This is a genomic window from Humibacter sp., from assembly GCF_051954055.1.
GTDB lineage: Bacteria > Actinomycetota > Actinomycetes > Actinomycetales > Microbacteriaceae > Humibacter.
Genome location: NZ_JBQCIE010000107.1, coordinates 1 through 23394 on the forward strand (window position 1 = coordinate 1; position 23394 = coordinate 23394).

23 protein-coding genes and 1 tRNA gene are annotated in these 23394 nt (G+C 67.6%); 7 read left to right on the top strand and 17 right to left on the bottom strand.

Annotation, left to right across the window (positions count from 1 at the left end):
• Positions 1-718 (top strand): MFS transporter (locus ACTHNC_RS13420; RefSeq protein WP_440295111.1); only part of this gene is annotated, 718 nt, incomplete at its 5' end.
• Positions 719-740: 22 nt separating this feature from the next.
• On the opposite strand, the gene ACTHNC_RS13425 is transcribed toward ACTHNC_RS13420, so the two are convergent.
• The 7 genes from ACTHNC_RS13425 to ACTHNC_RS13455 all read right to left on the bottom strand — a co-directional run bounded on the left by ACTHNC_RS13425 (position 741) and on the right by ACTHNC_RS13455 (position 7122).
• A complete protein-coding gene (locus ACTHNC_RS13425; RefSeq protein WP_440295112.1) occupies positions 741-1337 on the bottom strand; it encodes a hypothetical protein in 597 nt (198 codons plus the stop codon).
• 63 nt (positions 1338-1400) lie between these two features.
• On the bottom strand, positions 1401-2249 hold the full coding sequence (locus ACTHNC_RS13430; RefSeq protein ID WP_440295113.1) for a hypothetical protein: 849 nt from the start codon (positions 2247-2249) through the stop codon (positions 1401-1403).
• 21 nt (positions 2250-2270) lie between these two features.
• Positions 2271-3020 (bottom strand): class I SAM-dependent methyltransferase, encoded by a 750-nt coding sequence (locus ACTHNC_RS13435; protein ID WP_440295114.1) that lies wholly within the window; start codon positions 3018-3020, stop codon positions 2271-2273.
• A gap of 51 nt (positions 3021-3071) precedes the next feature.
• The gene (gene dinB / locus ACTHNC_RS13440) at positions 3072-4268 is read right to left on the bottom strand and encodes a DNA polymerase IV (RefSeq protein ID WP_440295115.1); all 1197 of its coding nucleotides are present in this window, start codon (positions 4266-4268) and stop codon (positions 3072-3074) included.
• Between the two features lie 72 nt (positions 4269-4340).
• On the bottom strand, positions 4341-5270 hold the full coding sequence (locus tag ACTHNC_RS13445; protein ID WP_440295116.1) for a ketopantoate reductase family protein: 930 nt from the start codon (positions 5268-5270) through the stop codon (positions 4341-4343).
• Positions 5267-6424, bottom strand: a complete 1158-nt coding sequence (locus tag ACTHNC_RS13450) for a sensor histidine kinase (RefSeq protein ID WP_440295147.1) — start codon at positions 6422-6424, stop codon at positions 5267-5269. Before ACTHNC_RS13450 ends, ACTHNC_RS13445 begins: the two co-directional genes overlap by 4 nt.
• A gap of 2 nt (positions 6425-6426) precedes the next feature.
• Positions 6427-7122, bottom strand: a complete 696-nt coding sequence (locus ACTHNC_RS13455) for a response regulator transcription factor (protein WP_440295117.1) — start codon at positions 7120-7122, stop codon at positions 6427-6429.
• 153 nt (positions 7123-7275) lie between these two features.
• Here ACTHNC_RS13455 and ACTHNC_RS13460 point away from each other — a divergent pair, with 153 nt between their 5' ends.
• Together ACTHNC_RS13460 and ACTHNC_RS13465 are read left to right on the top strand one after the other, a co-directional pair.
• Positions 7276-8403: a lactonase family protein gene (locus ACTHNC_RS13460; protein ID WP_440295118.1), complete on the top strand. Its 1128-nt coding sequence runs from the start codon at positions 7276-7278 to the stop codon at positions 8401-8403.
• A gap of 90 nt (positions 8404-8493) precedes the next feature.
• Positions 8494-9168, top strand: a complete 675-nt coding sequence (locus ACTHNC_RS13465; protein WP_440295119.1) for a class I SAM-dependent methyltransferase — start codon at positions 8494-8496, stop codon at positions 9166-9168.
• A 177-nt stretch (positions 9169-9345) separates the two neighbouring features.
• On the opposite strand, the gene ACTHNC_RS13470 is transcribed toward ACTHNC_RS13465, so the two are convergent.
• The 3 genes from ACTHNC_RS13470 to ACTHNC_RS13480 form a co-directional block, all read right to left on the bottom strand.
• Complete coding sequence (locus ACTHNC_RS13470; protein ID WP_440295120.1) at positions 9346-9816, bottom strand: hypothetical protein; 471 nt, start codon at positions 9814-9816, stop codon at positions 9346-9348.
• 100 nt (positions 9817-9916) lie between these two features.
• Positions 9917-10681: a hypothetical protein gene (locus tag ACTHNC_RS13475; protein ID WP_440295121.1), complete on the bottom strand. Its 765-nt coding sequence runs from the start codon at positions 10679-10681 to the stop codon at positions 9917-9919.
• A 350-nt stretch (positions 10682-11031) separates the two neighbouring features.
• A tRNA-Ser gene (locus ACTHNC_RS13480) sits at positions 11032-11121 on the bottom strand.
• Positions 11122-11370: 249 nt separating this feature from the next.
• Here ACTHNC_RS13480 and ACTHNC_RS13485 point away from each other — a divergent pair.
• Complete coding sequence (locus ACTHNC_RS13485; RefSeq protein WP_440295122.1) at positions 11371-12159, top strand: SGNH/GDSL hydrolase family protein; 789 nt, start codon at positions 11371-11373, stop codon at positions 12157-12159.
• On the opposite strand, the gene ACTHNC_RS13490 is transcribed toward ACTHNC_RS13485, so the two are convergent.
• Entirely contained in the window at positions 12128-13054 is a 927-nt protein-coding gene (locus tag ACTHNC_RS13490) for an alpha/beta fold hydrolase (protein ID WP_440295123.1), read from the bottom strand. The genes ACTHNC_RS13485 and ACTHNC_RS13490 overlap by 32 nt on opposite strands.
• A gap of 162 nt (positions 13055-13216) precedes the next feature.
• Here ACTHNC_RS13490 and radA point away from each other — a divergent pair, with 162 nt between their 5' ends.
• Complete coding sequence (gene radA, locus ACTHNC_RS13495) at positions 13217-14569, top strand: DNA repair protein RadA (RefSeq protein ID WP_440295124.1); 1353 nt, start codon at positions 13217-13219, stop codon at positions 14567-14569.
• A 37-nt stretch (positions 14570-14606) separates the two neighbouring features.
• On the opposite strand, the gene ACTHNC_RS13500 is transcribed toward radA, so the two are convergent.
• Positions 14607-15260: a hypothetical protein gene (locus tag ACTHNC_RS13500; RefSeq protein ID WP_440295125.1), complete on the bottom strand. Its 654-nt coding sequence runs from the start codon at positions 15258-15260 to the stop codon at positions 14607-14609.
• 175 nt (positions 15261-15435) lie between these two features.
• Positions 15436-15978 carry an amino-acid N-acetyltransferase gene (locus ACTHNC_RS13505; RefSeq protein WP_440295126.1) on the bottom strand — a complete coding sequence of 181 codons (543 nt, stop codon included), beginning with the start codon at positions 15976-15978 and terminating at the stop codon, positions 15436-15438.
• Between the two features lie 156 nt (positions 15979-16134).
• Here ACTHNC_RS13505 and ACTHNC_RS13510 point away from each other — a divergent pair, with 156 nt between their 5' ends.
• Positions 16135-16374 carry a hypothetical protein gene (locus ACTHNC_RS13510; RefSeq protein ID WP_440295127.1) on the top strand — a complete coding sequence of 80 codons (240 nt, stop codon included), beginning with the start codon at positions 16135-16137 and terminating at the stop codon, positions 16372-16374.
• A gap of 144 nt (positions 16375-16518) precedes the next feature.
• On the opposite strand, the gene ACTHNC_RS13515 is transcribed toward ACTHNC_RS13510, so the two are convergent.
• Entirely contained in the window at positions 16519-19041 is a 2523-nt protein-coding gene (locus tag ACTHNC_RS13515; protein WP_440295128.1) for an ATP-dependent Clp protease ATP-binding subunit, read from the bottom strand.
• 160 nt (positions 19042-19201) lie between these two features.
• Positions 19202-19651 carry a hypothetical protein gene (locus ACTHNC_RS13520; protein WP_440295129.1) on the bottom strand — a complete coding sequence of 150 codons (450 nt, stop codon included), beginning with the start codon at positions 19649-19651 and terminating at the stop codon, positions 19202-19204.
• Between the two features lie 187 nt (positions 19652-19838).
• Here ACTHNC_RS13520 and ACTHNC_RS13525 point away from each other — a divergent pair, with 187 nt between their 5' ends.
• The gene (locus ACTHNC_RS13525) at positions 19839-20816 is read left to right on the top strand and encodes a pirin family protein (protein ID WP_440295130.1); all 978 of its coding nucleotides are present in this window, start codon (positions 19839-19841) and stop codon (positions 20814-20816) included.
• A gap of 9 nt (positions 20817-20825) precedes the next feature.
• Here ACTHNC_RS13525 and ACTHNC_RS13530 read toward each other — a convergent pair whose 3' ends face one another.
• Both ACTHNC_RS13530 and cls read right to left on the bottom strand, forming a co-directional pair.
• Positions 20826-21806, bottom strand: coding sequence for a hypothetical protein (locus ACTHNC_RS13530; RefSeq protein ID WP_440295131.1), 981 nt, complete (start codon positions 21804-21806; stop codon positions 20826-20828).
• A 103-nt stretch (positions 21807-21909) separates the two neighbouring features.
• On the bottom strand, positions 21910-23373 hold the full coding sequence (cls, locus tag ACTHNC_RS13535) for a cardiolipin synthase (protein WP_440295132.1): 1464 nt from the start codon (positions 23371-23373) through the stop codon (positions 21910-21912).
• Positions 23374-23394: the final 21 nt, after the last annotated feature.

A 23394-nucleotide genomic window follows, 5' to 3' on the forward strand; every position in this document is an offset into this window, starting at 1 on the left:
CCTGCTCTATCTGCCGATGACCATCCTGATGTGGCGCACTCGGTTCACCGGTCACATTCGGGATGCCGGGCTGCTCGAAACGGCACCGCGAGTGCGTTTCAGAGACACGTTCAAGGTGCTTCGTCGCATCCGTTCGAACCACATGATCGTCGCCATGATCATCATCTCCGGGCTCACGGCCGTGACGATCGGCAACGCTCTGCCGTCGTCGATGCCCGCCTTCGCCTCGCGACTGGGCACCGGCTCGGAAGGCGGCCTGACCTACGGCATGCTGCTGTTCGCGATGGGCTTCGGCGGCGTCGCAGGCGGATTCCTGCTCGAAGCGACCGGGATCATGCGGCCGTCCGTGCGCACCGCGGTCATCTCCACCGTCGTCTTCGGCGGGGCGACCCTTGTTCTCGCCTTGACCAGCAACTACGCGCTGGCACTTGCCTCGCTCGTCGTGGCTGGATGCGGCGAGATCGCCTCACTCTCGATCACGCAGAGCGTCGTGCAGCTGCAGGCGCCGCCCGGTGAACGAGGTCGAACGCTGGGCGTGTACAGCATGTTCGCCTCCGGCCTGCGCACCGGCGGCGGCGTCACCCTCGGCGTGCTCGGCGTGCTGATCGGCGTCATCCCCACGATCGGTGTCTTCTCGGCCGTGCTCACGGTTGGCGCTCTCGGCGCTTGGTGGTTCGCGGCGCGGCCATCCACCTCGAGGAAGCAGATCCGCTCGTAGCTCAGTGCCTGGCCAGCGCGCGTCAGTGGCCAGCTTGCGCGCCGCCTCCCGACGAAGTGCATTCGGCGCCGTCCGGCACGACGATGGCGTCGACGCGGATGACCACGTTCTTGCCGCTCGGCGCGAATTCGAACTCCACTGAGTCGTCTCTTTTCTGAGCCGCGTGCTCGAAGATGGCCGAGACCCCGTTCGGCCCGGTCATCGTCCCGTCGAATGAGAGACCGGCGACTGGGTTGTCCCTGAGCCAGGCCTTCGCGGCATCCTCGCCGGAGGCCGTCACCGACCACCATTTGGTTGCGGTGACCAGCCAGTCGCACGCGTCTTCCACGGAAGGCTTATCCGGGCCATATGCCGGTGCCGCGTCGAGCACGCGCACTCCCGGCGGTGCCGCGGCGGAGTCGATCCACTTCTGCGCGAGTGCAACCGCATCGGGATCGAGCGGGGGGGCGCCGGTGGCGAAGGGGATCGGGCCGGGGATGGTCGTCGCCACAACCGCCGGAGAGGATGCGGTCACCTCAGGACCGCCGGGATCGACCGTGCCCTTGCATCCGGCGAGCGCGACGACGCCTGCAAAGCCGGCGACGACGAGAAGCGCCGTCTTTCGAGTGCCGATCCGCATCATCCCTCCCCGCGAATGCTCGCACACTCGAGCCAGCCGGCGAGGCTCATTCGAGCCGGCGGCTCAACTCTTTCGCGCCAGCTTGTAGTGGAGTCGCACCGCGGTCGCCGAACGGAAGCGCAGGGTGTGGTCTGTTCTCACGACGCCCTCGTCGTCCAAGTAGAGGTGGAACTTCTCGTGCAACGGGACGCGCGCCGCATGCGTTCGACCGTTCTTCTCGACCGCGATGTACGCGCCGTCCGACCCGAAGGGACCGGGCAGCGAGTTCAACTCGAGCCCGCCGTCTGGCAATGCGCGCGGACGCAGGAAGACCTGGACGTTGCCGGACTCGAGTGGAAAGCTGACGTGCACGCTGGGCTGCTCGGTGCCGGGCAGGGTTGTCGTCCGGTAGTAGCCGCTGTAGACGTAGGTGCCGGTGGATCGAAGAGTGCGGATCCACCCTGCCCCGTGCTGCTTTCCATCCGGCCCGACGATCGCCGCTACTTCGCTGTCCATGCCGAGCGCGACATCCAGCGGGCGTGTCGGAATGGTCAGCTGTCGTACCCGCCGACCGAAGTACCGGGCGACGAGATCGCCCGCGGGTCGCATGAACGGGTTCCATTGCGTCCAGACCTCCATCCGCCACTGCGCCGTGTGCTCGTAGAAGTTGCGGATCTCAGGATGCACCTCCCTCGCATTGAACATGGGGCCGTCGAGCGCAGAGAAGTCGGAGAGCAGGCCGGCTTGCTCGTCGCCGCGCCGGACTGATGCGCCGACCGCGTCTGCGACATCCATCAGCCAGTCGTCACCGACTACCGAACGCCTGTGCATGGGAGCGTCGAGCCAGCGATCGACGTCGAGGTGGACGCGCCGGCCCGTGACGCGCCAGTAGGTACGAGTCGCGCGATCGACGTACGACATCAGCTCGGCCATGGAAACCCCGCCTTTCCAGTGTCAGCCGAGACGGTAGACCGAGACGTGGCCGCGAGACTCGGCGGTGAACGGGTCGCAATTCCAACCGGCCCAGCGGGACTCGAGGTGGAATCCGGCGAGCCGCGCCATGAGGTCGAGCTCGCTCGGCCAGATGTAGCGGTGCGGCGTGCGGAAGACCTCCGCCTGCCGCCCTCCGTCGACGTCTGCCTCGAAGTGAAAGTGATGCGACACCACCCGCTGGTGGAGCACATCCACCGTGTCGACGAGTATGTAGCCGGGTTCGCTGACTTCGACCGTCCCGCCGTGGCCCACCGGCAGCGCGCGCAGCTGAGGGACCCAGAGTTCGATCACGAAGCATCCACCGGGTCGCAAGTGACGTGCGGCGTTCTTGAAGCACTCGACCTGTTCGTCTTGCGTCAGCAGGTTAGAGATGGTGTTGAAGACGAGATAGGCCAAGGCGAAGTCTTCGCCGGCCGACGCCGTCGCCATGTCGCCGAGCACGACGGGAATCCGGTCTTCGGCGACCTTCTCGCGAAGTCGGGCGACCATCGCTTGCGACAGTTCGATGCCGGCCACCTCGACGCCGGACTCGGCCAGAGGGATCGCCACACGTCCGGTTCCGATCGCGAACTCGACGGCGCGACCGCCGTCCGAGAGGTCCTTCAGCACCTCGATCGTCGGTCCGAGAACCTCCGGACTGAACATGCCGGTGCCAGGGGTGTCGTAGTTCTGTGCCGCGTCTACATCCCAAAGCTGCTGCTGATCGACCACTACGCCATCCTGGCCGGGCGGGATGGCGGGGGCAACCGCGACCGGTCACGTTCACTCGTGCTCGGGCAGCAGCGGAGCGGACAAACCGGGGTCGCGACCCAGGAGCGCGGCCCTCGACACCGAAGCGGCACCGAAACGATCGCGGACGGCGTCAACCACGGTGTCTAGTCGGGATCGATCACCCCAGTCGATCGGCAACTCGGGTTGGACGCTGTCGGCGCGCCCCAGCTGCGACAGGGAGAGGCCGACGAGAGTGATGCCGCGTTCGGCGATCTCCAGCTGGGCGGCGGCGAGCAGACCTCGTGCGACGGAGAGCAGCACCGTGGTGCGGTCGGACGGCGCGCCCAGCGTCCGCGATCGGGTGGCTTTCGCGTAGTCGCCGTAGCGCAGCCGCAGAACGACCGTGCGGCACACCCGTTCGTGGTCCCGAAGCCTGCGGGCGAGCCGGTCCACGATCTGGGTGAGGATGAGGTCGAGTTCCTCCGGCGAGCGCGGCCGGGATCCCAGGGCTCGTTGGGAGCCGATCGATCGGCGTCGAGCCGTGGTGTCGACCGGCCGAGGATCGCGCAGCCTCGCCAGCGCGTGCACGTGCGCGCCGACCGCCTTGCCCAGCGCTCTTTGAGCGGTGTCCTCTTCCAGTTCGGCCAGCTGGCCGACGGTGCGGATGCCGAGCCTGTGCAGCTTCTCGGCGGTCACCGCGCCCACTCCCCACAGCCGTTCCACCGGCAGCGGGAGCAGGAACTCCTCCTCGCGTGCGGGCTCGACCACGAGGAGACCGTCGGGCTTGCTCACGGCGCTGGCGACCTTGGCGAGGAACTTCGTGCGTGCCACTCCGACCGAGATCGCGAGCCCCACCTCTGCGCGAACCCGTTCCCGCAAACGCACCGCGATCTGCTCCGGTGTGCCTGCGATGCGTCGGAGACCGCCCACCTCCAGGAACGCCTCATCGATGGAGAGACCTTCGACAAGAGGCGTCGTGTCACGGAAGATCGCGAACACGTCCTTGCTCGCTGCGGAATAGGCATCCATGCGCGGCGGGACGACGACGGCATCCGGGCAGAGGTCCCGCGCCTGGCGCCCGCCCATCGCGGTACGCACCCCGCGAGCCTTCGCCTCGTAACTGGCCGCCAGCACCACCCCACCGCCGACGATGACCGGGCGTCCGCGCAAGTGCGGGGCATCCCGCTGCTCAACGGAGGCGTAGAACGCATCCAGATCGGCGTGCAGCACGGTCGCTTCCCCACGCATGCCGGCCTCCCCGCGTTCGCACCTTTGTTCGAATCATCGCACGCGTGGCTGACATCGCCTAGGGCTAGATCATCATGGAGCGGATCGCTCGCCTGCGGCGTAGGGGGCCAGCACGCCCGCCAGCGCTGCCGTGTACGGCGTCTCCACGCCTGCTTCAGCTCCCACTCGGATGACCGAGCCGGCAAGCCACGGGAGCTCGAGCCGATGACCATGCTGGAGATCGTGGAGCATCGATGAGCTCATCTGCGGTGGCAGGGTGTCGCAGAACTCGAGCTGCTGCCGGGCGAAGTCGTCTGGAAGCTTCGCTCCGGCGGCGCGGCCCACCGCCGTCGCTTCCGCTAGCACCTCGTACAGCACCTGACGAGCATCCGGGTCGTCGCGAAGCACGCCGATCGGCTGACGCGCGGCACTCGTGACCGTGGAGAGGCCGACGAGGAACACGAACTTGCGCCACAGCACGCTTGTGATGTCGTGGCTCAACTCGGTCTCGATTCCAGCGCCGCGGAAGGCGTCGAGGATCCGATCGGCTCGAGAGCTCTGCCGCCCGTCGTACTCGCCGAAGACGATGCGAGCGAGCGCACCGGTGTGGCGGATCACGCCGGGCGCCTCGATCGACGCCGAGATGTAGCAGACGCCGCCCAGGATGCTCTCTCTCGGCAGGTACCGGCCGAGCGTCTCATCCTTCTGCACGCCGTTCTGGAGCGAGATCACAGCGGCACCCCTCGACGCAAGGGGCACGAGACGCTGGGCGATGTCGTCGGTGTCCCAGAGCTTGACCGCGATGAGCACCAAGTCGGCGTCGTGGACCTGGCCGAGATCGTCGGTGGCGTGAACGTCGGTGAGCACTCTCGGGGCGAGCTCGCTTTCGACTCGGAGGCCCTGAGTACGCATGGCGGCCAGGTGGTCGCCTCGAGCGATGAACACGACATCCTGCCCACTGGCCGCGAGCTGAGCTCCGAAATAGCCGCCCACTCCCCCGGCTCCCACGACGACGATCTTCACGTCATTGCTCCTCTCGTCTCAGCGCGGTTGGTCGTCGGTAGAAGGAGGTCGAGCTGGAATCCCGCATCCGTGCGCTGCGCCTGGACCGTGCCTCCGTGCGCTTCGACGATTCCGCGCACGATGGCCAGCCCGAGGCCGGCTCCGGCCGGCGTGCCGCCTTCTGTGTCATGGGTGCGCGCGGCATCCGCCCGCCAACCGACGTCGAACATACGGCCCAGGTTCTCCGCGGAGACCCCAGGGCCCTGGTCGATGACGCTCAGGATGAGCTGGTCGTCATCGAGTGCGTCGGCGCGGATGAGCACGGTGCTGTGGTCCGGGCTGTGCCGCAGGCTGTTGGCCAGGAGGTTCCCGATCGCCCGCGTCAGTTCCTTCGGATCGGCCCAGAGCACTCGCCCGCCGACGCCGTCTTGGGCGACGGTGATCCCGCGCGCGACGGCGCTCGGCTGCACGTCGGCGACGGCATCGCTGACGAGGTCGAGGAGGACGACGGGCTCAGGATGCAGCTCCAACGTGCCGGTCTGAAGTCTGGAGAGTTCGAAGAGATCCCCGACCATCTGGTTGAGGGTGTCGACCTTGGCGCGGATCACCTTCACGTATGCGGCGGTGTCCGGCGCAGTTCCCTCCTCGAGCGCTTCGGCCATCGCTCGCATCCCGGCGAGCGGCGTGCGCAGGTCGTGGGAGATCCAGGCGAAGAACTGCCTGCGCGCGGCGTCCAGCTCGGCGATCTGAGCGCGAGCCTCGGCGAGCCGGCTCGAGGTCTCGGCGAGTTCGGCGGACACCTCGTCGAGTTCGCGCCATCCCGTCGCCACCGGCTCCACCACATCGCCGGCGCCGATGCGTCGCGTGTCATCGATCAGTGCCGCCGCAGAGACCCGTGCGCTGCGTCCGGTGATGATCCAGGTCGCCGCCATGCTGAGCGCGGCCGAGATCCCGATCACCCAGCTCAACACGACGACATCGTGACCGGCAAGGTACATCTCGGCGGCCACGGCAAGCGTGGAGAGGATCACCGACAGCAGCGCACCACCGAGGATCACCGCGGAACGGAGCCCGACGCTGCGACGTCGACTGAGCCGCAGCGCGAGCAGCGTCGCACAGGTCACGAGCGCGGTCGCAGCCAGGGTGGTGCCCACTATCAGCGCGAGCTGCGGCATGCCTAGCACGCCGACCCCTCCTCCACGGTGAAGCGGTAGCCGGCGCCCCACTCCGTGTGCAGGAAGCTCGGGATGCGCGCATCCGGTTCGATCTTCTCCCGCAGCCGTCGCACGTGCACGGTGACGTTCGATGCGTCACCGAAATCCCACTGCCACACTTCGCGCAGGATCTCCTCACGACTGATCACACGACCCGAGTTGCGAACCAGATAGAGGAACAGTTCGTACTCGCGGGTCGTCAGAGCGATCTCCTGCTCGCCGGCCCAGACGCGCCGATGGGCGGCGTCGACCCGGAAGTGGCCCGCCGTGAAGGTCAGCGGTGCCGCCGTGCTGCTTCGCCGCAGCTGCGCGTTCACCCTCAGTTGCAGCTCCCGCAGCGAGAACGGCTTGCCGAGGTAGTCGTCTGCGCCGCGCTCGAGACCGTCGATGCGTTGCTCGACGCCGTCGAGGGCCGTGAGCATGATGATGGGAACGTCGGAGATCCGGCGGATGCGCCGGCACAGCTCGTCGCCATCGAGTCCCGGCAGCATCCGGTCCAGGATCAGCAGGTCGGGCATCCGCTTCTCGATCTGGTGCCAGGCCTCCCGACCGTCGGCGAACGGCTGAACCACGCAGCCCGCGGCGCGCAGATGATCGGCGACCACGGTGCGCACCGCTGGGTCGTCCTCCACGACCGTCACGCGTGCCCCTGTCTGCATGACTTCGAGCGTAGGCGGGGCACGGGTTCTCCGAGGCCGCCAATTCTTACAGCTCCGAAATGTGCGCTTACAGATCCGAAATCTCTGCCCGATGCGAGCGCAGCCGTTGCTTCACTGGCCCCGAAACGCCACCCATCCTTCAGGAGCAAACGCATGAAAACCCTCTCCAGACTCGGGCTCGCCACCATCGCCACGGTCGCTTTCGTCGGTATCGGCGTCACGGCCGCGGAGGCCACCCCTGCCCAGCATCCAGGACCTCCTGCCGGCACCGTGTTCGTGCAGACCGACGGACTCTCCGGCAACCAGATCGTCAGTTACGACCGCCTGACCGACGGCACACTGCGGCAGGCCGGCATCTACGACACGGGCGGGAACGGCGTGGCGCTGAACGGATCGGTCGTCGACCACCTCGCCTCGCAGAGCTCCCTGGTTCGAAGCGGTCAGAGCCTGTTCGCCGTCAACGGCGGCAGCAACTCCGTCACCTCCTTCACCGTCGCCGGCGACAGGCTGATCCGCCGTCAGGTGCTCGACTCCAACGGCCAGGCTCCCGTCTCGATCGCGGCATACGGCCACCTGGTCTATGTGCTCAACGCGCGTGGGGGCGGCTCCATCCAGGGCTACCTCAACCTCGGCGGCAACCTCATCGCCGTGCCCGGATGGCACCGCGATCTGGGCCTGGACCCGAACGCCACACCCGAATTCACCAGCACGCCGGCACAGATCGCCTTCACTCCGGATGGAACGAAGCTCGTGATCTCCACGAAGGGCGGCACCAGCGCCTTCGACGTCTTCTCGCTCGGCCTGCTCGGCCCGTCGCTCCAGCCCGTCGTCAGCACTTTCGCGGGCGACGTTCCGTTCGGCTTCCAGTTCGACGCCCACGATCACCTGATCGCGAGCGAGGCCGGCCCGAACGCCGTCGCGAGCTTCACGGTCAACCCCGATGGCACCGTGACCAAGAATGCCGAGGTCCCCACCGGACAGAAGGCCACGTGCTGGATCGTGGTCGACGGAGACGACGTCTACGCCTCCAACGCGGGCAGCGGCACGCTGAGCGGCTACCAGATCGGCCAGAACGGGTCGCTCGGCTCGATCGGCGTTACCAGCACGGATGCGGGGACCGTGGACGCGGCCGTCAGCGCGGATGGCCACTATCTGTATGTCCAGGCGGGTGCTGCCGGCATCGTCGACGAATTCGAGGTCGGAAGCACCGGCATCCTGCAGGAGATCGGATCAGTGACCGTCCCGAACGGCGTCGGCGGTGAGGGGATCGTCGCCGGCTGAGATCTGCGACGACGGCCGGGGCTGACGCGTCTGTCAGTCCCGGCCGTCGAGCCTTCTGACCACGTTCGGTTTCGCGTGAGAATGTCAGCCATGGCGTTGAGGCGATGGGCTCAGACTTTCGCGGGCGGGCAGTTCGCGTCGGGGATGGCGCGACTGAATGCCCGGCATCCGTGGAGTCACAACGATCACTTCCACGCCTGGATCCTGGCGAATATTCCGGCCCGGCGCGGTGTCGCGCTCGATGTCGGCTGCGGTCGCGGCGAGCTTCTGGCCGCCTTGTCTCCCTACTTCGTCACGGTGCAGGGGAACGACATCGACGCTGGGATGCGGGAGAAGGCGACGGCCCGCTGCACCGGGCTGTCCAACGTGACCGTTCGCGGCGGGGACTGGACCGACGCTCCAGGACCGGTCGACGCCGTGACCATGATCGCGGTTCTGCATCACCTTGACGCCGCAGCAGCGCTGCAGCACGTTCGTCGCATCCTCGCTCCCGGTGGGCGGTTCCTCGCCGTCGGTCTCGCCCGACCGGTGAGCGCGGTCGACCATCTGTGGGACCTCGCGTCCACGGTCACCAATCCGATGATCGGCTACGTCAAGCACCCGTGGCCGGCCGCGGGAAAACCGCAGCCCGCGCCGTTTCCGGTCCGAGACCCCACGATGTCGTTCGATGAGTTGAAGAAGACGGTCGTGGAGGTCATGCCGGGAGCCGTGATGCGCCATCACCTGGCGTTCCGGCACACGATCCTCTGGACGAAGCCGGCGTAGTGGTTGCCAGCGCTCACGTGGTGGTCGGCGCGCGCCGGTGTCCTCATATGCGATGAACCGGCCGACCTCGACCTCTCGCTCGGCCAGCGCCGCGAGAGCCGGGGGGCGAGGTGCCGACTGCGGTGGGACCCGGTGATAGGCCTTGATGAGCCTGGGTGCTAGTCGGACACCGCCGCCCTATCGCGATGGTCGCGGCGGGGGTATCTCGGAATCGCCGGTCGACGTGCCGTCGGAGCCGCGGGCCGCCGTGCCATCGGCATCGCCTTCTCTACGGGACGACGCTGCGTCGTTCACATCCGTCGAGCGCGGGGCTCGGACATCCGGATCGATCTCGTCCGCGCGGCCGAGCTTCTCATCGACCGCGGCCCGCGCGTCGCCTGCTTCGGCGGCATGCGCCTCGGCATCCCTGCGCCGGCGTTCGGCTTCCACCTCCGCCTGCTTCGCGTCCGCGTCCGCCCGGGATGCCTTCGCTTCCCGCTCTCGTGCGGCGAGGTCGTCGTCCCGTGCTGCGGCGCGGAGTTCGTCGGCGCGATGCCTGTCATGTTCCTGCTTGCGTCGTCGTCCCACGGTCAAAGCGATCGCCACGATGATCGCGACCACGACGATCACGATGACGATGATCAGGACGACCCATCCGGTTGTGTTCATGCTCGGACACCGTACGCGGGCCCCGCGCTGGGGGCAGGGGTTGACGGATGACAACCCGAGTGTGCGCGCCGGGGACCACGGACGGAAGCCGGTCGCCTGCTCAGACGAGGGCGGCGCACTGTCCGGTGGCCTTACCACCGACAGTGTTGGGGACGGGACCGAAACCCGGCGAGACCTTAGGTGTGATTCCGGAGCAGTTGAGATTGCGTCCGACGGCGTTGTGCCCGATGTACATGCCGTTGCCGCCTGGGTCGGTATCGGTGATCACGATGTTGGTGAACGTGGCGTTGCCGCCGATCCTGTTGAACAGCACGCCGATCCAGTTAGTGGTCTGCCCGCTCATCGTGACGTTCCCGTCGATGGTGTTGTTCTTGATCGACCAGGGGAAGTCTGCACCGCCTCCGGTGACGGTGACATTGCCCTTCACCGTGATGCCGTTGAGCAGTACGCCCATCGCGCCGGTGGCGGTCACGTTTCCGCCGATACTCACGACCGAGTTGCCGCCGTCGAGACAGGGGTGCGCGGTGTTGCCGACGGACTCCGGTGATTGGCAGCCGAGCCCGAGCAACGATCCCGCCCCCGCCGTGACGTTCTTGCCCACGATGACCGTGGACGAGTACGTCTGGGCATCAAGAGCCGCTCCCGGGTCGACGGTGAGATTGCCCGTGACATTGAGGGTGGCACCCTGCGGCACGGTGCAGTAGCCGGCGATGGTCAGGTTGCTGAAGGTTCCCGACACATCGCCGCCCGTACACGTTCCGGCGCCTCCGCTGGAAGCCGCGTTCGCCGCCGGCACGCCGGCGATGCCTACAAGGCCCGCCGCTGCGAGCGAGACGAGGATCCGCGCCAGAGTTGTCTTCTTCATGGCCATCCCTTCCGTGATGACGGGCTGGGAGAACCGGCGCGCGGATTCGCATCGTCGGTGATAGCGAACATCGAACCGAGAGTGCACCCCAGCGTGGCCCCCGTATGCCCGTCAGCCGCCGACTGGCGTGCACAGGCCTGAAGCTACACTGCGGGCTTGGCCCGCCACAAGAGAGAACTGAGAATTTCTCATGACGTTGCCAACCCGACATGACGCGCGCCGCGTGAGCCTTCGGGCGCTCCATTCATGTTGGAACGCCGAACACCGGCGAAGCACGCAGGGTCGCGTTTGCCGCTAAGCGAAAACCCCCGAGATCCCTTGTAAACACTGGGATCGCGGGGGTTCGCGGTTGGCGGTACCGGTGGGATTTGAACCCACGGATGGCTTGCACCATCACATGTTTTCGAGACATGCTCCTTCGGCCGCTCGGACACGGTACCGCCGTCTACTGTACGCGACGGCGGCACGGGCATCCAATTCGCGTGAGCGCCACACAGCACTGGCAGGCAACGAGCCGGACTACGATCTGCGTGACGACACTACGGCCATTGACCACAGTCGCGGTGCCGCATCCGTAGCCTCGGCGCCGCGGCCGCAGTCTCGGTGGCACGGCCGCAGCCTCGGCAACGCATCCGCAGTCTCGCCGCCGCATCGGGAGCGTCCACGTCGCGGCGGCATACGCTGGATCGATGCGCAGCGAGAGACGGATGCCCGCACCCGTCAAGGCTGCACTGGTCGCGGCGTCCTGCACCGTAGCGCTGGCCGTCGCGGGAACGGCACTCGTGCGGTCGCTGTCCAAGCGGCGCACGCTCGCGGCCGCCGCACTGAACGAGACGCTTCCGGTGAACTCGGCATGGTGGCGCGCGCGGGCCAAGGCGGACGGCGCGCTGCTGTACGTCGCGCTCGGAGACAGCGCCGCGCAAGGGATCGGAGCAAGCGAACCCGTGCGCGGCTACGTAGGCATCCTCGCCGAACGCATCGCGCACCGCAGCGGTCTCAGCGTGCGCACCAGCAACCTCAGCGTCTCCGGCGCCACGGTCGCGCAGGCGGTCGACTACCAGCTCCCCCGGCTGGCAAAGCAGCGGCCGGACATCGTCACCGTTTCGATCGGCGCCAATGACATCGCCTCATGGGACGCCGTCGCCTTCGAGTCCACGCTGGCTGCAGTGCTCGACGCGTTGCCGCCGCACGCGATCGTTGCGGAGCTCCCCTACTTCTATCTGCCCGGCAACGAACGCAGGGTGGCAGCGGCGAACGAGATCATCCACCGTCTCTGCCGCGAACGCGGCCTCACCGTCGCGCCGCTGCACGCCACGACGAAGCGGCCGGGCATCCTCGGCGCGCTGACGCTGTTCGCCGGCGACCGATTCCATCCGAACGATCGCGGATACGAGCTCTGGGCATCCGCATTCGCACCGCTCGTCGACCGGCGCGTCGACCAGGTGCTCAGCGCGCGGGCGGATGCCGCGAATCGGTGAGGAAGTCCAGCACGCGCTGCCACGCGGGCACGATCGCGAGGTGGCCTACCCCGTCGACGTCGTCACGCGTCACGTTCGCCAACTGCGACGCGTACCAGTCACCGTGCGCCGGACTGATCGCATCCTTACTGCCGTACACGAGCAGCGTCTGCGCCTTCACGTCGGCCAGGTCGAAGCCCCACGGATGCGCCGTGTATGCGAGCAGATCCGTCACCTGGCCGATCGAGCCCTGCCGCACCGCATCCCGAAGCATCATCTCCAGCCGGTCGCGCACGCCCGGTCGATCGAGCACGGCGTCATCGACATCGCGCACGCCCAGTACGGAGAGGGGCGGCGGGTCGGATGGCTGGAAGCCGCGCGCCGCTGCCTCGTGCGCGAAGGCATCCGTCAGCGTCTCGAACGCCTCCTCCGCGGGCAGCTGCGACAGCGCCTCGCTCTGCTCGGCCAGCGGCTTCGGGATCCACTCCACCGCGTCGTTCGGAGCGGGCGTGCCGATCACTGCGACGCGGGAGATGAGCTGCGGATGCCTCGCCGCGAGAGCGAGCGCCACCCTGCCTCCCGCGGACCATCCGACTACCGAGATGCCCTTGTCCGCTCCCTCGCCGAGCGACATGCCGATCTCGGACCTCGCACGGAGGAACTGGGCGATGTCGTCCGCAGCACGGGCCACGGACGGCCACACACCGGAGGGCAACGGGTCGGACGAGCCGTACCCCGGCCGGTCGAGCGCCACGATGTGGGCGTCGGACTGCTGCGAAACGGTGGGATCCGGATCGAACATGCCGCTGCCGGGCGCCGGGTGACAGAGGATCACGATCCTGTCGGCGACCGGGTTGCCGTGCGTGTTGACGCCGAGGCGGCGTCCGTCTTCGAGCGTGAAGAGCTGATCAGCCATGACCACATGATGCGCACCACCACTGACGAAGTGCCAGGCCTTGCGGTTCTCCACAACGGTTGCGTCGTGCACAACTCCGCCGGTCGCGGCCCGCGACGTCGGGGGTGCCGCCTAGCCTGAGTGCGGGTCGAACACGCAGCCCGCAGCACGGTCGGAGGATTCATGGCGAAAGCGCAGGGCGGATACCGCTGCTCCGTGTGCGGATGGTCGACAGCCAAATGGGTGGGCAGGTGCGGGGACTGTCAGGCGTGGGACACGATGACGGAGGCGGTGCAGACATCCGCTCGCGTCACCCCCGCCCGCATCGCGGATGAGCGGGCGGCGACACCGATCACGGACGTCGGAACGGATGCCGTCTACCACTGGCCGAGCGGCGTCGGCGAGTTCGACCGGGTGCTCGGGGGCGGGATCGTGCCGGGCGCCGCCATCCTGCTCTCCGGAGAACCGGGCGTGGGCAAGTCGACGCTGCTGCTCGAGGTCGCCTCGCGGACGGCCGCTGCGAAGTCGCGCGTGCTGTACGTGTCGGCAGAGGAGTCCGCGGGCCAGGTCCGGCTGCGCGCCGAGCGCACCGGCGCCCTGCAGCCCAGCCTCTACCTCGCTGCCGAGACCGATCTCGCCGCGGTGGTCGGTCAGATCGACGCGATCGATCCCCAACTGGTCATCGTCGACTCGGTGCAGACCATCGCCAGCCCGTCGCTCGATGGCATCGCGGGCGGCCCGAGCCAGGTGCGCGAGGTGGCGAGCACCCTCATCCGCGTGGCGAAGGAGCGCAATCTGCCCGTTCTGCTCGTCGGCCACGTCACGAAAGACGGCCAGGTCGCCGGGCCGCGCGTGCTCGAGCACCTCGTCGACGTGGTGTGCCAGTTCGAGGGCGACAGGCAGACGGCGCTGCGGTTCGTGCGTGCGCTCAAGAACCGCTTTGGTCCGACGGACGAGGTCGGATGCTTCGAGATGTCAGGTGACGGCATCGTCGAGGTGCCCGACCCGAGCGGCCTGTTCCTCAGCCGTTCGTCCACACCGCTGTCCGGCACCTGCGTGACCGTGGCGATGGAGGGCAAGCGCCCGATCCCGGTCGAGGTGCAGGCGCTCGTCATCGACTCGACGGCGCCGAACCCGCGACGCGTCACGAGCGGGGTGGATGCCGCGCGCCTGGCGATGCTGCTCGCGGTGCTGGAGAAACGGGCGGGCATCCGCGTCTCCGACAAGGACGTGTACGTCTCGACGGTGGGCGGCGTTCGACTCACCGAGCCGGCGGCGGACCTCGCCATCGCGATCGCGGTCGCGTCCGCGGTGCGGAACAAGGCGATCGCGCACTCCACGGTCGCATACGGCGAGATCAGCCTCGCCGGCGAGGTGCGCGCGGTGTCCGGTTCGCGTCAACGCGCCGGCGAGGCGAACCGCATGGGCTTCAAGGAGCGCATCGACGGCGAGGTCGGCAGCATCGGCGCGGCGCTCCGCATCGCGTTCGCGACCGGTCTCAGCGACTTCGACCGGGAGCTCGACGCCGCGTTCTGACCCGCGTGTTCGAGCGGCCGTTTTCGACCCGGCGAGGTCAGCTCAGCAGGAACTGCTTCGTCGTCTTCGAGGTGACGCCGTCCACCTGCACCTTCAGGTGATACGACGCGCCAGCAGCCGGCACCGCCTGCCGCTGCTTGTCGCTGCAGGTCGACGGATCGGAGCGAGTGCGATCCCACGCGATCGGGTTCGACGTCAGCATCTTGCCGGGCTCGAGCAGGATGACCGTGTCGACCGGATTCGTCTGGCAGTCCGTCGACTTCCAGTACACCTCGTTGCCGCTCGTGATCGTGAACACCTGCTTGGCCGTTCCGGCGTCGAACGTGCACGCCTTCGTGCCGGTATTCGTGATCGAGAACGAGAGCTGCGGCTGAACGCCCGGTCCGTAACTGTTGGCATCCGTGATCGCTTCGACGTCGATCGCGGATGCCGTACACGCCTTGCCGCTCGCCGTCGCCTTGGTGGTGGGCACGGTCGTCGGGTTCGTGGTGGGCCTTGTGGTCGGCTTGGGCGTCGAGGTGGTCGCGGCGTGGGTGGCGATCGGTGCCGTGGCATCCGACTTGCCGCGCGGCGCGAACACGATCAGCAGAATCACCACCACGATCGCCAGCAGCGCCAGGCCCACCACCAGCCGGCGTCGCCAGTACACCCTGCTCGACTGCGGGCCGACCGGATGCTTCAGGCTCGACATGCCATCAGGCTAAGCGGCACCCATGCGGCACCTGAGGCAACTCGCCGGGCGAATGCGTCAAGGCGCGCGATCGACCGTGGTATCGGCAGTGTGCATCGTTGTTCAAGTCGCAGTTTTCGTCGGATAGTCCGACGAATAGCGACGAAAAGTGCGACCTGAACGACGGGGTCCGCGACTACAGGTGCTTGATCATCCGAGTGTTGCCGAGAGTGTTCGGCTTCACGCGAGCCAGATCCAGGAACTCGGCGACACCTTCGTCGCGGCTTCGCAGGAGCTCGTTGTAGACCTCCGGGTCCACGGTCTCGTGCCCCATGTCTTCGAACCCGTGCCTCGAGAAGAACCGCACCTCGAAGGTGAGACAGAACAGCCGGCTCAGCCCCAGTCCGGTCGCGTCGTACACGAGGCGCTCGAGCATCGCGTGTCCGACACCGCGGCCACGCCACTCGTCGGCGACGGCGAGAGTGCGCACCTCGCCCAGGTCTTCCCACAGAACGTGCAGGGCACCGCATCCGATCAGTTCGCCGTCGAGGTCTTCGGCGACCCGAAACTCCTGCAGCGCCTCATACAGCGCGACACGCTCCTTGCCGAGCAGGATGCGCCGCTCGACCAGCGGCTGCACGAGTTGCTGCATGCGCGGCACGTCACCGGTTCGGGCGCGCCGCACGCGGAATCCGCGCAGCTCGGTCGTCGAGATCGGCTCGGTGAGGAGGTCTGCCACGCTTTTCAGAATAGGCGGTGTTGCCGAGCGGAACCTGGCGCAGGCATCCCACCCCTCCGCCGCGGAGGAGCGCAAGGGGGATGACAGCGGATGCCCACCGCAGGATGCTGAGAGGACGCGCGTGCCTCGGTGCGCGAGAATTCGAAGGGACTCACGATGAAGATCATCATCTTCGCCGCCGGTGTGGCTGTCGGCTACATCCTCGGCGCTCGGGCGGGTCGCATGGGATACGAGCGGTTGCGCGAGAATGCGCGGAAGTTCGCCAACTCGCCCGCCGTGCAGAATGTCGCGAGCAGCGTCGGCGACGTTGTCGGGTCGGCGGCGAACCTCGCCGGCGACAAGATCTCGGATGCCCTGGGCTCGGTGGAGAAGAAGCTCGACGACGCCGCGGGGTGACCTCCGCGTACACGACAACGCGGGACCGACCGTATTGGTCGATCCCGCGTCGTGGTCTAGAGCCCCTATCGCGGCTTCGCCGCTCAAACGCTCAATCGGTTCGGCCGTGCGAGCAAGCTCGCACGGCTCTCACCTCAATCGCGTCTAGAGCCCCGCTGCCATGTCCGGGGTCGTCGAACCGGTACCGACCGGGCCGGCCGCGATCGCTCCCACCGGGTCCTTGCGGGCCGCCGTCGTGAACACGAACTCGCCGTTCTGGAAGTCCACCGTGACGTGGTCGCCCGCGTTCAGCTCGCCGTGCAGGATCTTCTCACTGAGCCGGTCCTCCACCTCGTGCTGCACCGCACGGCGCAGGGGGCGAGCACCGAGCGCCGGGTCGAACCCGACCTCGATGAGCCGCTCCTTGGCGGGCTGCGTGAGCTCGATCGTCATGTCGCGGTCGAGCATCCGCTCGCCGAGGCGCTTCGTGAACAGGTCGACGATCTGCAGCAGCTCGCTCTTGTCGAGCTGCGGGAACACGATGATCTCGTCGACACGGTTCAGGAACTCGGGCTTGAAGTTCTTCTTCAGCTCCTCGTTCACCTTGCCGCGCATGCGGTCGTAGCCGGACTGGCTGCCCGCGTCGCCCTCGGCCTGGAAGCCGACGGGTCCGCCGGAGATCGCGGCCGTTCCGAGGTTGGTCGTCATGATGATGACGGTGTTCTTGAAGTCGACGACGCGACCCTGGCCATCCGTCAGACGCCCTTCCTCCAGAATCTGCAGGAGCGAGTTGAAGATGTCGGGGTGCGCCTTCTCGATCTCGTCGAACAGCACGACGCTGAACGGCTTGCGGCGCACCTTCTCGGTGAGCTGGCCGCCCTCTTCGAAGCCGACGAACCCGGGAGGGGCGCCGAACAGCCGGGAGACCGTGTGCTTCTCGCCGTACTCAGACATGTCGAGCGAGATCATCGCCGACTCGTCGTCGAACAGGAACTCGGCGAGCGCCTTGGCCAGCTCGGTCTTTCCGACACCGGTAGGACCGGCGAAGATGAACGAGCCGGACGGGCGGTGCGGGTCCTTCAGGCCGGCACGCTGACGGCGAATGGTGCGGGAGAGCGCCGAGATGGCCTCCTCCTGACCGATGACGCGCTGGTGCAGCGCCTTCTCCATGAAGACGAGCCTGCTGGACTCCTCCTCGGTGAGCTTGAACACCGGGATGCCCGTGGCTTGCGCCAGCACCTCGGCGATCAGTCCCTCGTCGACCTCCGCCGTCGTCTTGACGTCGCCGGAGCGCCACTGCTTCTCCAGCCGCAGCCGCTCGCCGAGCAGGTTCTTCTCCTCGTCGCGCAACGCGGCGGCCTTCTCGAAGTCCTGCTCCTCGATCGCCGACTCCTTGCGCTCGCGCACCTTGGCGATCTTGTCGTCGAACTCGCGCAGCTCCGGCGGAGCGGACAGGATCGACAGGCGCAGCCGGGCGCCGGCCTCGTCGATCAGGTCGATGGCCTTGTCCGGCAGGAAGCGATCGCTGATGTAGCGGTCGGAGAGGTTCGCAGCGGCGACGATGGCGCCATCCGTGATCGACACCTTGTGGTGCGCCTCGTAACGATCGCGCAGCCCCTTCAGGATGTTGATCGCGTGCGGCAGCGACGGCTCCGCCACCTGGATCGGCTGGAAGCGGCGCTCGAGCGCGGCATCCTTCTCGAAGTGCTTGCGGTACTCGTCGAGCGTGGTCGCACCGATGGTCTGCAGCTCACCGCGCGCCAGCAGCGGCTTCAGGATGCTCGCGGCGTCGATCGCGCCCTCCGCGGCACCCGCACCCACGAGGGTGTGGATCTCGTCGATGAAGGTGATGATGTCGCCGCGGGTGCGGATCTCCTTGGTGACCTTCTTGAGGCGTTCCTCGAAGTCACCGCGGTACCGCGAGCCGGCGATCAGCGAGCCGAGGTCGAGCGTGTACAGCTGCTTGTCTTTCAGCGTCTCGGGCACGTCGCCGCGCACGATCGCCTGGGCGAGCCCCTCCACGACGGCGGTCTTGCCCACGCCGGGCTCCCCGATGAGCACCGGGTTGTTCTTGGACCGACGCGACAGGATCTGCATGACGCGCTCGATCTCCTTCTCACGGCCGATCACCGGATCGAGTTTGTTCTCGCGCGCAGCCTGCGTGAGGTTGCGGCCGAACTGGTCGAGGATCTGGCTTCCGCCCTGAGCGCTCTGCTGCTCGTTCGCCCCCACCTGTACCTGCTCCTTGCCCTGATAGCCGGAGAGCAACTGGATGACCTGCTGGCGCACCCGGTTGAGGTCCGCGCCGAGCTTGACGAGCACCTGTGCTGCTACGCCTTCGCCCTCGCGGATGAGTCCGAGCAGGATGTGCTCGGTTCCGATGTAGTTGTGCCCCAGCTGCAGCGCCTCGCGGAGCGACAGCTCGAGCACCTTCTTGGCACGCGGAGTGAACGGGATGTGCCCGGTCGGCTGCTGCTGGCCCTGGCCGATGATGTCCTGCACCTGCTCGCGCACGGCATCCAGCGAGATCCCCAGCGACTCCAGGGCCTTCGCCGCGACACCCTCACCCTCGTGGATCAGACCGAGCAGGATGTGCTCGGTTCCGATGTAGTTGTGGTTGAGCATCTTGGCCTCTTCCTGGGCCAGGACGACGACGCGGCGAGCTCGGTCGGTGAATCTCTCAAACATGTGGTCACTCCTGAAAGGGCCGCTGGCGGAGCGCCGGCGGGATGCGCGCACTGTGTTTCACGAGCATCCGGATGCCTGCACGTCGGCCCCGTTATGAATCAGGGTAATGAGCGGTTCGGCTCGTGTGGTGGCTGTTCGCCGTCGGCGTTAAGGCCTTGCGCTACTTGGAGGAAAGGCCCCCGAGCACCCAGGTCAGGCCCTGACCGGTGACGGCGACATCCGAGTGCCGGTCGATGGTGTTCGGTGTGGCGAACACGGTCGTGTGCGGCACGTAGTCCATCGTGCAGATCTTCTTCTTGTCCGGCTGCGGGATGGTCAGTTCGACCTTGTTGTGCCCGGTGAGCTTGAATCTGCTGGCAATCGGCGGGCAGGTCGAACTGCCGTACAGGGTGACGGTGAACTGGTCGCCACCCTTGAGCCACACCGAGAACGGCGCACCGCCCGCGCTGCTTGCGGGTGCTTCCACCCCTTTCGGCTCGCCCTTGTAGTCGGTGACCGGCTTCGTGGAGTTCTGCGCGCATCCGGCGAGGGCGAGCATCGTGAGGCCGGCGACGACGGACGCGACGGCGACGCGCGAGAATCGGCGCGGGCGGGCGGAAGGGCGCGGCATGCCTCCATGGTAGGGGCGGGAGGACGGCGCGCAGACGGCGAAACAGCGGCACCCGTTCATAACTCCTGCAGAAGAGGAACGCCCCTGCCATGACCCCACCGCTCGTCCGGGAGTCGTCGGCCGCGCGAGCGGAATTGCAGGAGTTACGAACCGGCTGGTAGCGGTGTCCGCACGTAGGATGCCGCTCATGAGCAACCTGGAGCGGCGGCCGGCGGAACTCGTGGCAGAGTGCGAGGCGGCCGACGGCGCCGGGATCGTGCTGCTTCAGCCGCGGGACGTGCCGCTCGGCGGGCCTCGCGCCATGCCAGTGCACCGCACGCTTCCGCAGCGTTCGAAGTCGACGATCGGCGGCTGGTGCTTTCTCGACCACTACGGTCCCGACGACGTCTCGGTGACCGGCGGCATGCGCGTGCCACCGCATCCGCACACCGGGCTGCAGACTGTCAGCTGGCTGTTCCAGGGCGAGATCGAGCACCGCGACAGCGTCGGCTCGCACGCCATGGTGCGGCCGGGCGAGCTGAATCTCATGACGGCCGGGCACGGCATCAGTCACTCGGAGGATTCGACGCCCGAGACGACCGTGCTGCACGGCGCCCAACTGTGGCTCGCGCTTCCTGACGCCTCGCGGGAGCAGGCGCCGTTCTTCGAGCGGACCGTTCCCTCCCCCGTCTCGATCGGGGACGGCGTCGTGGCGCGCGTCTTCATCGGCGAGCTCGCGGGAGCATCCGCTCGTGCCACGGTGTTCAGCCCGCTCGTCGGCGCTCAGCTCGACCTGTATGCCGGCGGCTCCGTCGACCTGGACGTTCCTGCGGCGTTCGAGCACGGCATCCTGCTCGACCTCGGCGACATCGCAGTCGAAGGCGTCGAGGTTCCGCATCGGCACCTCGCGTACGTGCCGCCCGGACGTTCGCGGCTGCGGCTGTCGTCGGTGGGCGGCGCGCGCATCCTGCTGCTGGGCGGCGAACCGCTCGGCGAGCAGATCGTGATGTGGTGGAACTTCATCGGCCGCAGCCACGACGAGATCGTTGCGTCGCGGGAACAGTGGCAGCACGAGGTGATCGATGGAGCCGATACCGCCGGGCGGTTCGGGGCGGTCGCCGACTACCCGGGGCGCCCGCTTCCCGCGCCCACCATGCCCACCGTGCGGCTGAAGCCGCGGCAGTAGGGCATCCGCTCAGCGGTAGAGCGGGCTCCCGTCGTGGGCGGCCGGGACCGGCGTTCCGTCGGCGAAGGTCGGCCACGCCAGTGGCGCGCCGGCGACGGCCGCGAAGTCGGGTGCGCCGCCGGCTCCGGTCGGTACGGGTGCGCCGTTTGCGAGGCGCGGCCAGGCCAGCGGCGGGTGGGCGACGCCCGAAGCGGCGGACTGCGGTGCACCGGCCGGAGCCTGCGGCACCGGCGGCACGGTCGGAGGATAGAGGCCATTGCCGTACGCGCCAGGCACGAATCCGTAGGGCCCAGTGCGCTGCTGACGGTGACTGCGGTTGATGAGCAGTCCCCAGAGCGGGATCAGAACGAGCGCGACGCCGGCGATCACCGCGATGGAGGCGACGACGCGGCCGTAGAAGTCCAGGTCCCACAGGTGGTTGAACGGGGCTGGCGCGGGGATCGTGACCATGATGCCGATGACGCCGAACGCGATTCCCGAGATGTAGGCGAGCGCACGAGTCACGGTCGTGACCCACCGCGAGTACAGGAACCGCACGAGGTCGACGAGCGCGAGCATCCCGCGCACGAAGATGAGGCACAGGATGCTCCGCCAGATGTCGATCCAGAGCGCGAACGGGCCGGAGCCGTTCTCCGTCCAGATCGTGACGATCCAGAGCAGCAGCAGGTAGGCATCCGTCGCCAGCGAGGCGAACTCGAACCACTCGGGACGGTACGCGCCGATGACGGTGTCGAGCCAGACCAGGAGCGCGAACACGATCAGCGCGATGTCGGTGGTGACGACGCGCCCGAGCGTGTCACTGCCCGCACCGAACAGGATGAACACCACGGAGACGAGTGCGCACGCCGCCACGACGATGAGCACGACGCGGGCGCCCCAGGCGCCGAGCACACTGGCGCGCTTGCCGGCTGGAGCGAACGGCGGAGCCGGGTTCTGCGGCACGGCGGTCTGCGGCACCTCGGTCTGCTGGTTCGGGGTCTCTTGACTCATGGAAGGTCTCCTCGTGATCGCGCCGCCAGCGTATCGAAGGCCGGCGATCAGGGCGACCGCTTTCCACAGTCCAACCGCTTCCCAGGGGCTGTGGACGCAGAGGTCACTGCAGCGCGGAGGTGAGCCTCGCGAGGTTGTCGAGCATGGTGGACAGCAGCGGCTGCTTCATCCACTCGTCGAGGGTGAGCTGCTTGCTGGCATCCCGGTAGCCCTGCTCGACCTCGCGCATCTCGGTGACGAACGACTTGCCGCGCACCATGAGCGAGATCTCGGCGTTCAGCATGAACGAGCGCATGTCCATGTTGCTCGAGCCGATCACCGCCACGTCGTCGTCGATGGTGAAGTGCTTGGCGTGCAGGATATAGGGCGCCTTGTACATCCAGATCTTCACGCCCGCGCGCAGCAGCTGCTCGTAGTAGGAGCGCTGCGCGTGGTAGACGAGGCCCTGGTCGCCGATCTCGGAGACGAAGAGCTCGACCCGGATGCCCCGCTGCACCGCGGTGGTGAGGGCGGTCAGCATCGCCTCGTCGGGCACGAAGTAGGGCGAGGTGATGATGATCTGCTCGGTCGCGTAGTAGAGCAGTGCGAGGAACAGCTTCAGGTTGTTCTCGTTGTCGAAGCCCGGGCCGCTCGGCACCAGCTGGCAGTCGAGCTCCTCCTCGACGGTCACCGTCGCGATCGGGTCCCGCTCACGGGCGAGCAGCTCGCCGGTCTCCGAGTACCAGTCGGTGATGAAGATGGCATTGAGGCCGGCGACGATCGGACCCTCCAGCCGGGCGACGAGCTCCTTCCACTTCAGTCCGCGCTTGATGTTGCTGCGCTTGTTGTAGGTGCGGTCGATCACGTTCTGCGATCCCATGAAACCGACGCGGCCATCGGCTACCAGCAGCTTGCGGTGGTTGCGCAGATCCGGCCGCTGGTATTTGCCCTTCAGCGGCTGCACCGGCAGCATCAGCCTCCATTGCGCGCCCATCTCGGTGAGGCGCTTGATGGTGCGCTTGTAATCCCGTGTGCGAAGGGATGCGATGTGGTCCAGCATCACTCGCACGGTCACGCCGCGCTTCACCGCGGCTTCGAGCGCGTCGAAGAATGGTCCCGTCGTGTCGTCCCAGCTGAGGATGTAGAACTCGACGTGCACGTAACGCTTGGCAGCGTTGACCGCCTCGATCATGGCATCCAGCGACTCGTCGTAGGCCCCGATAAGGGATGCCGCGTTGCCGCCGACGAGCGGCATGGCCCCGAGGCTGCGGTTCATGCGCACGACGGGCTCGAGCCAGGGCGGCCATGGATGGTCGCGTCGCACCCGCTCGATGCCTTCGGTGGAGTCGAGGATGAACTGGTTGATCTGCTGCTGCCGCAGACGTCGCTGCTTGGGCAGCTTGTAACTGCCGATGAGCAGGAAGAACAGCCACCCGAGGTAGGGGATGAAGTAGACCGCCAGCAGCCACGCGGTCGCCGAAGTGGGCCGGCGGTTCCGGGGAATGACGATGATCGCCACGATGCGCAGTCCGAAGTCGACGATCAGCGCGATGACGATGATGATCCAGGTCAGGGTGCCGCTGTCCATGCCATCCCCTCGTGCAGCCGG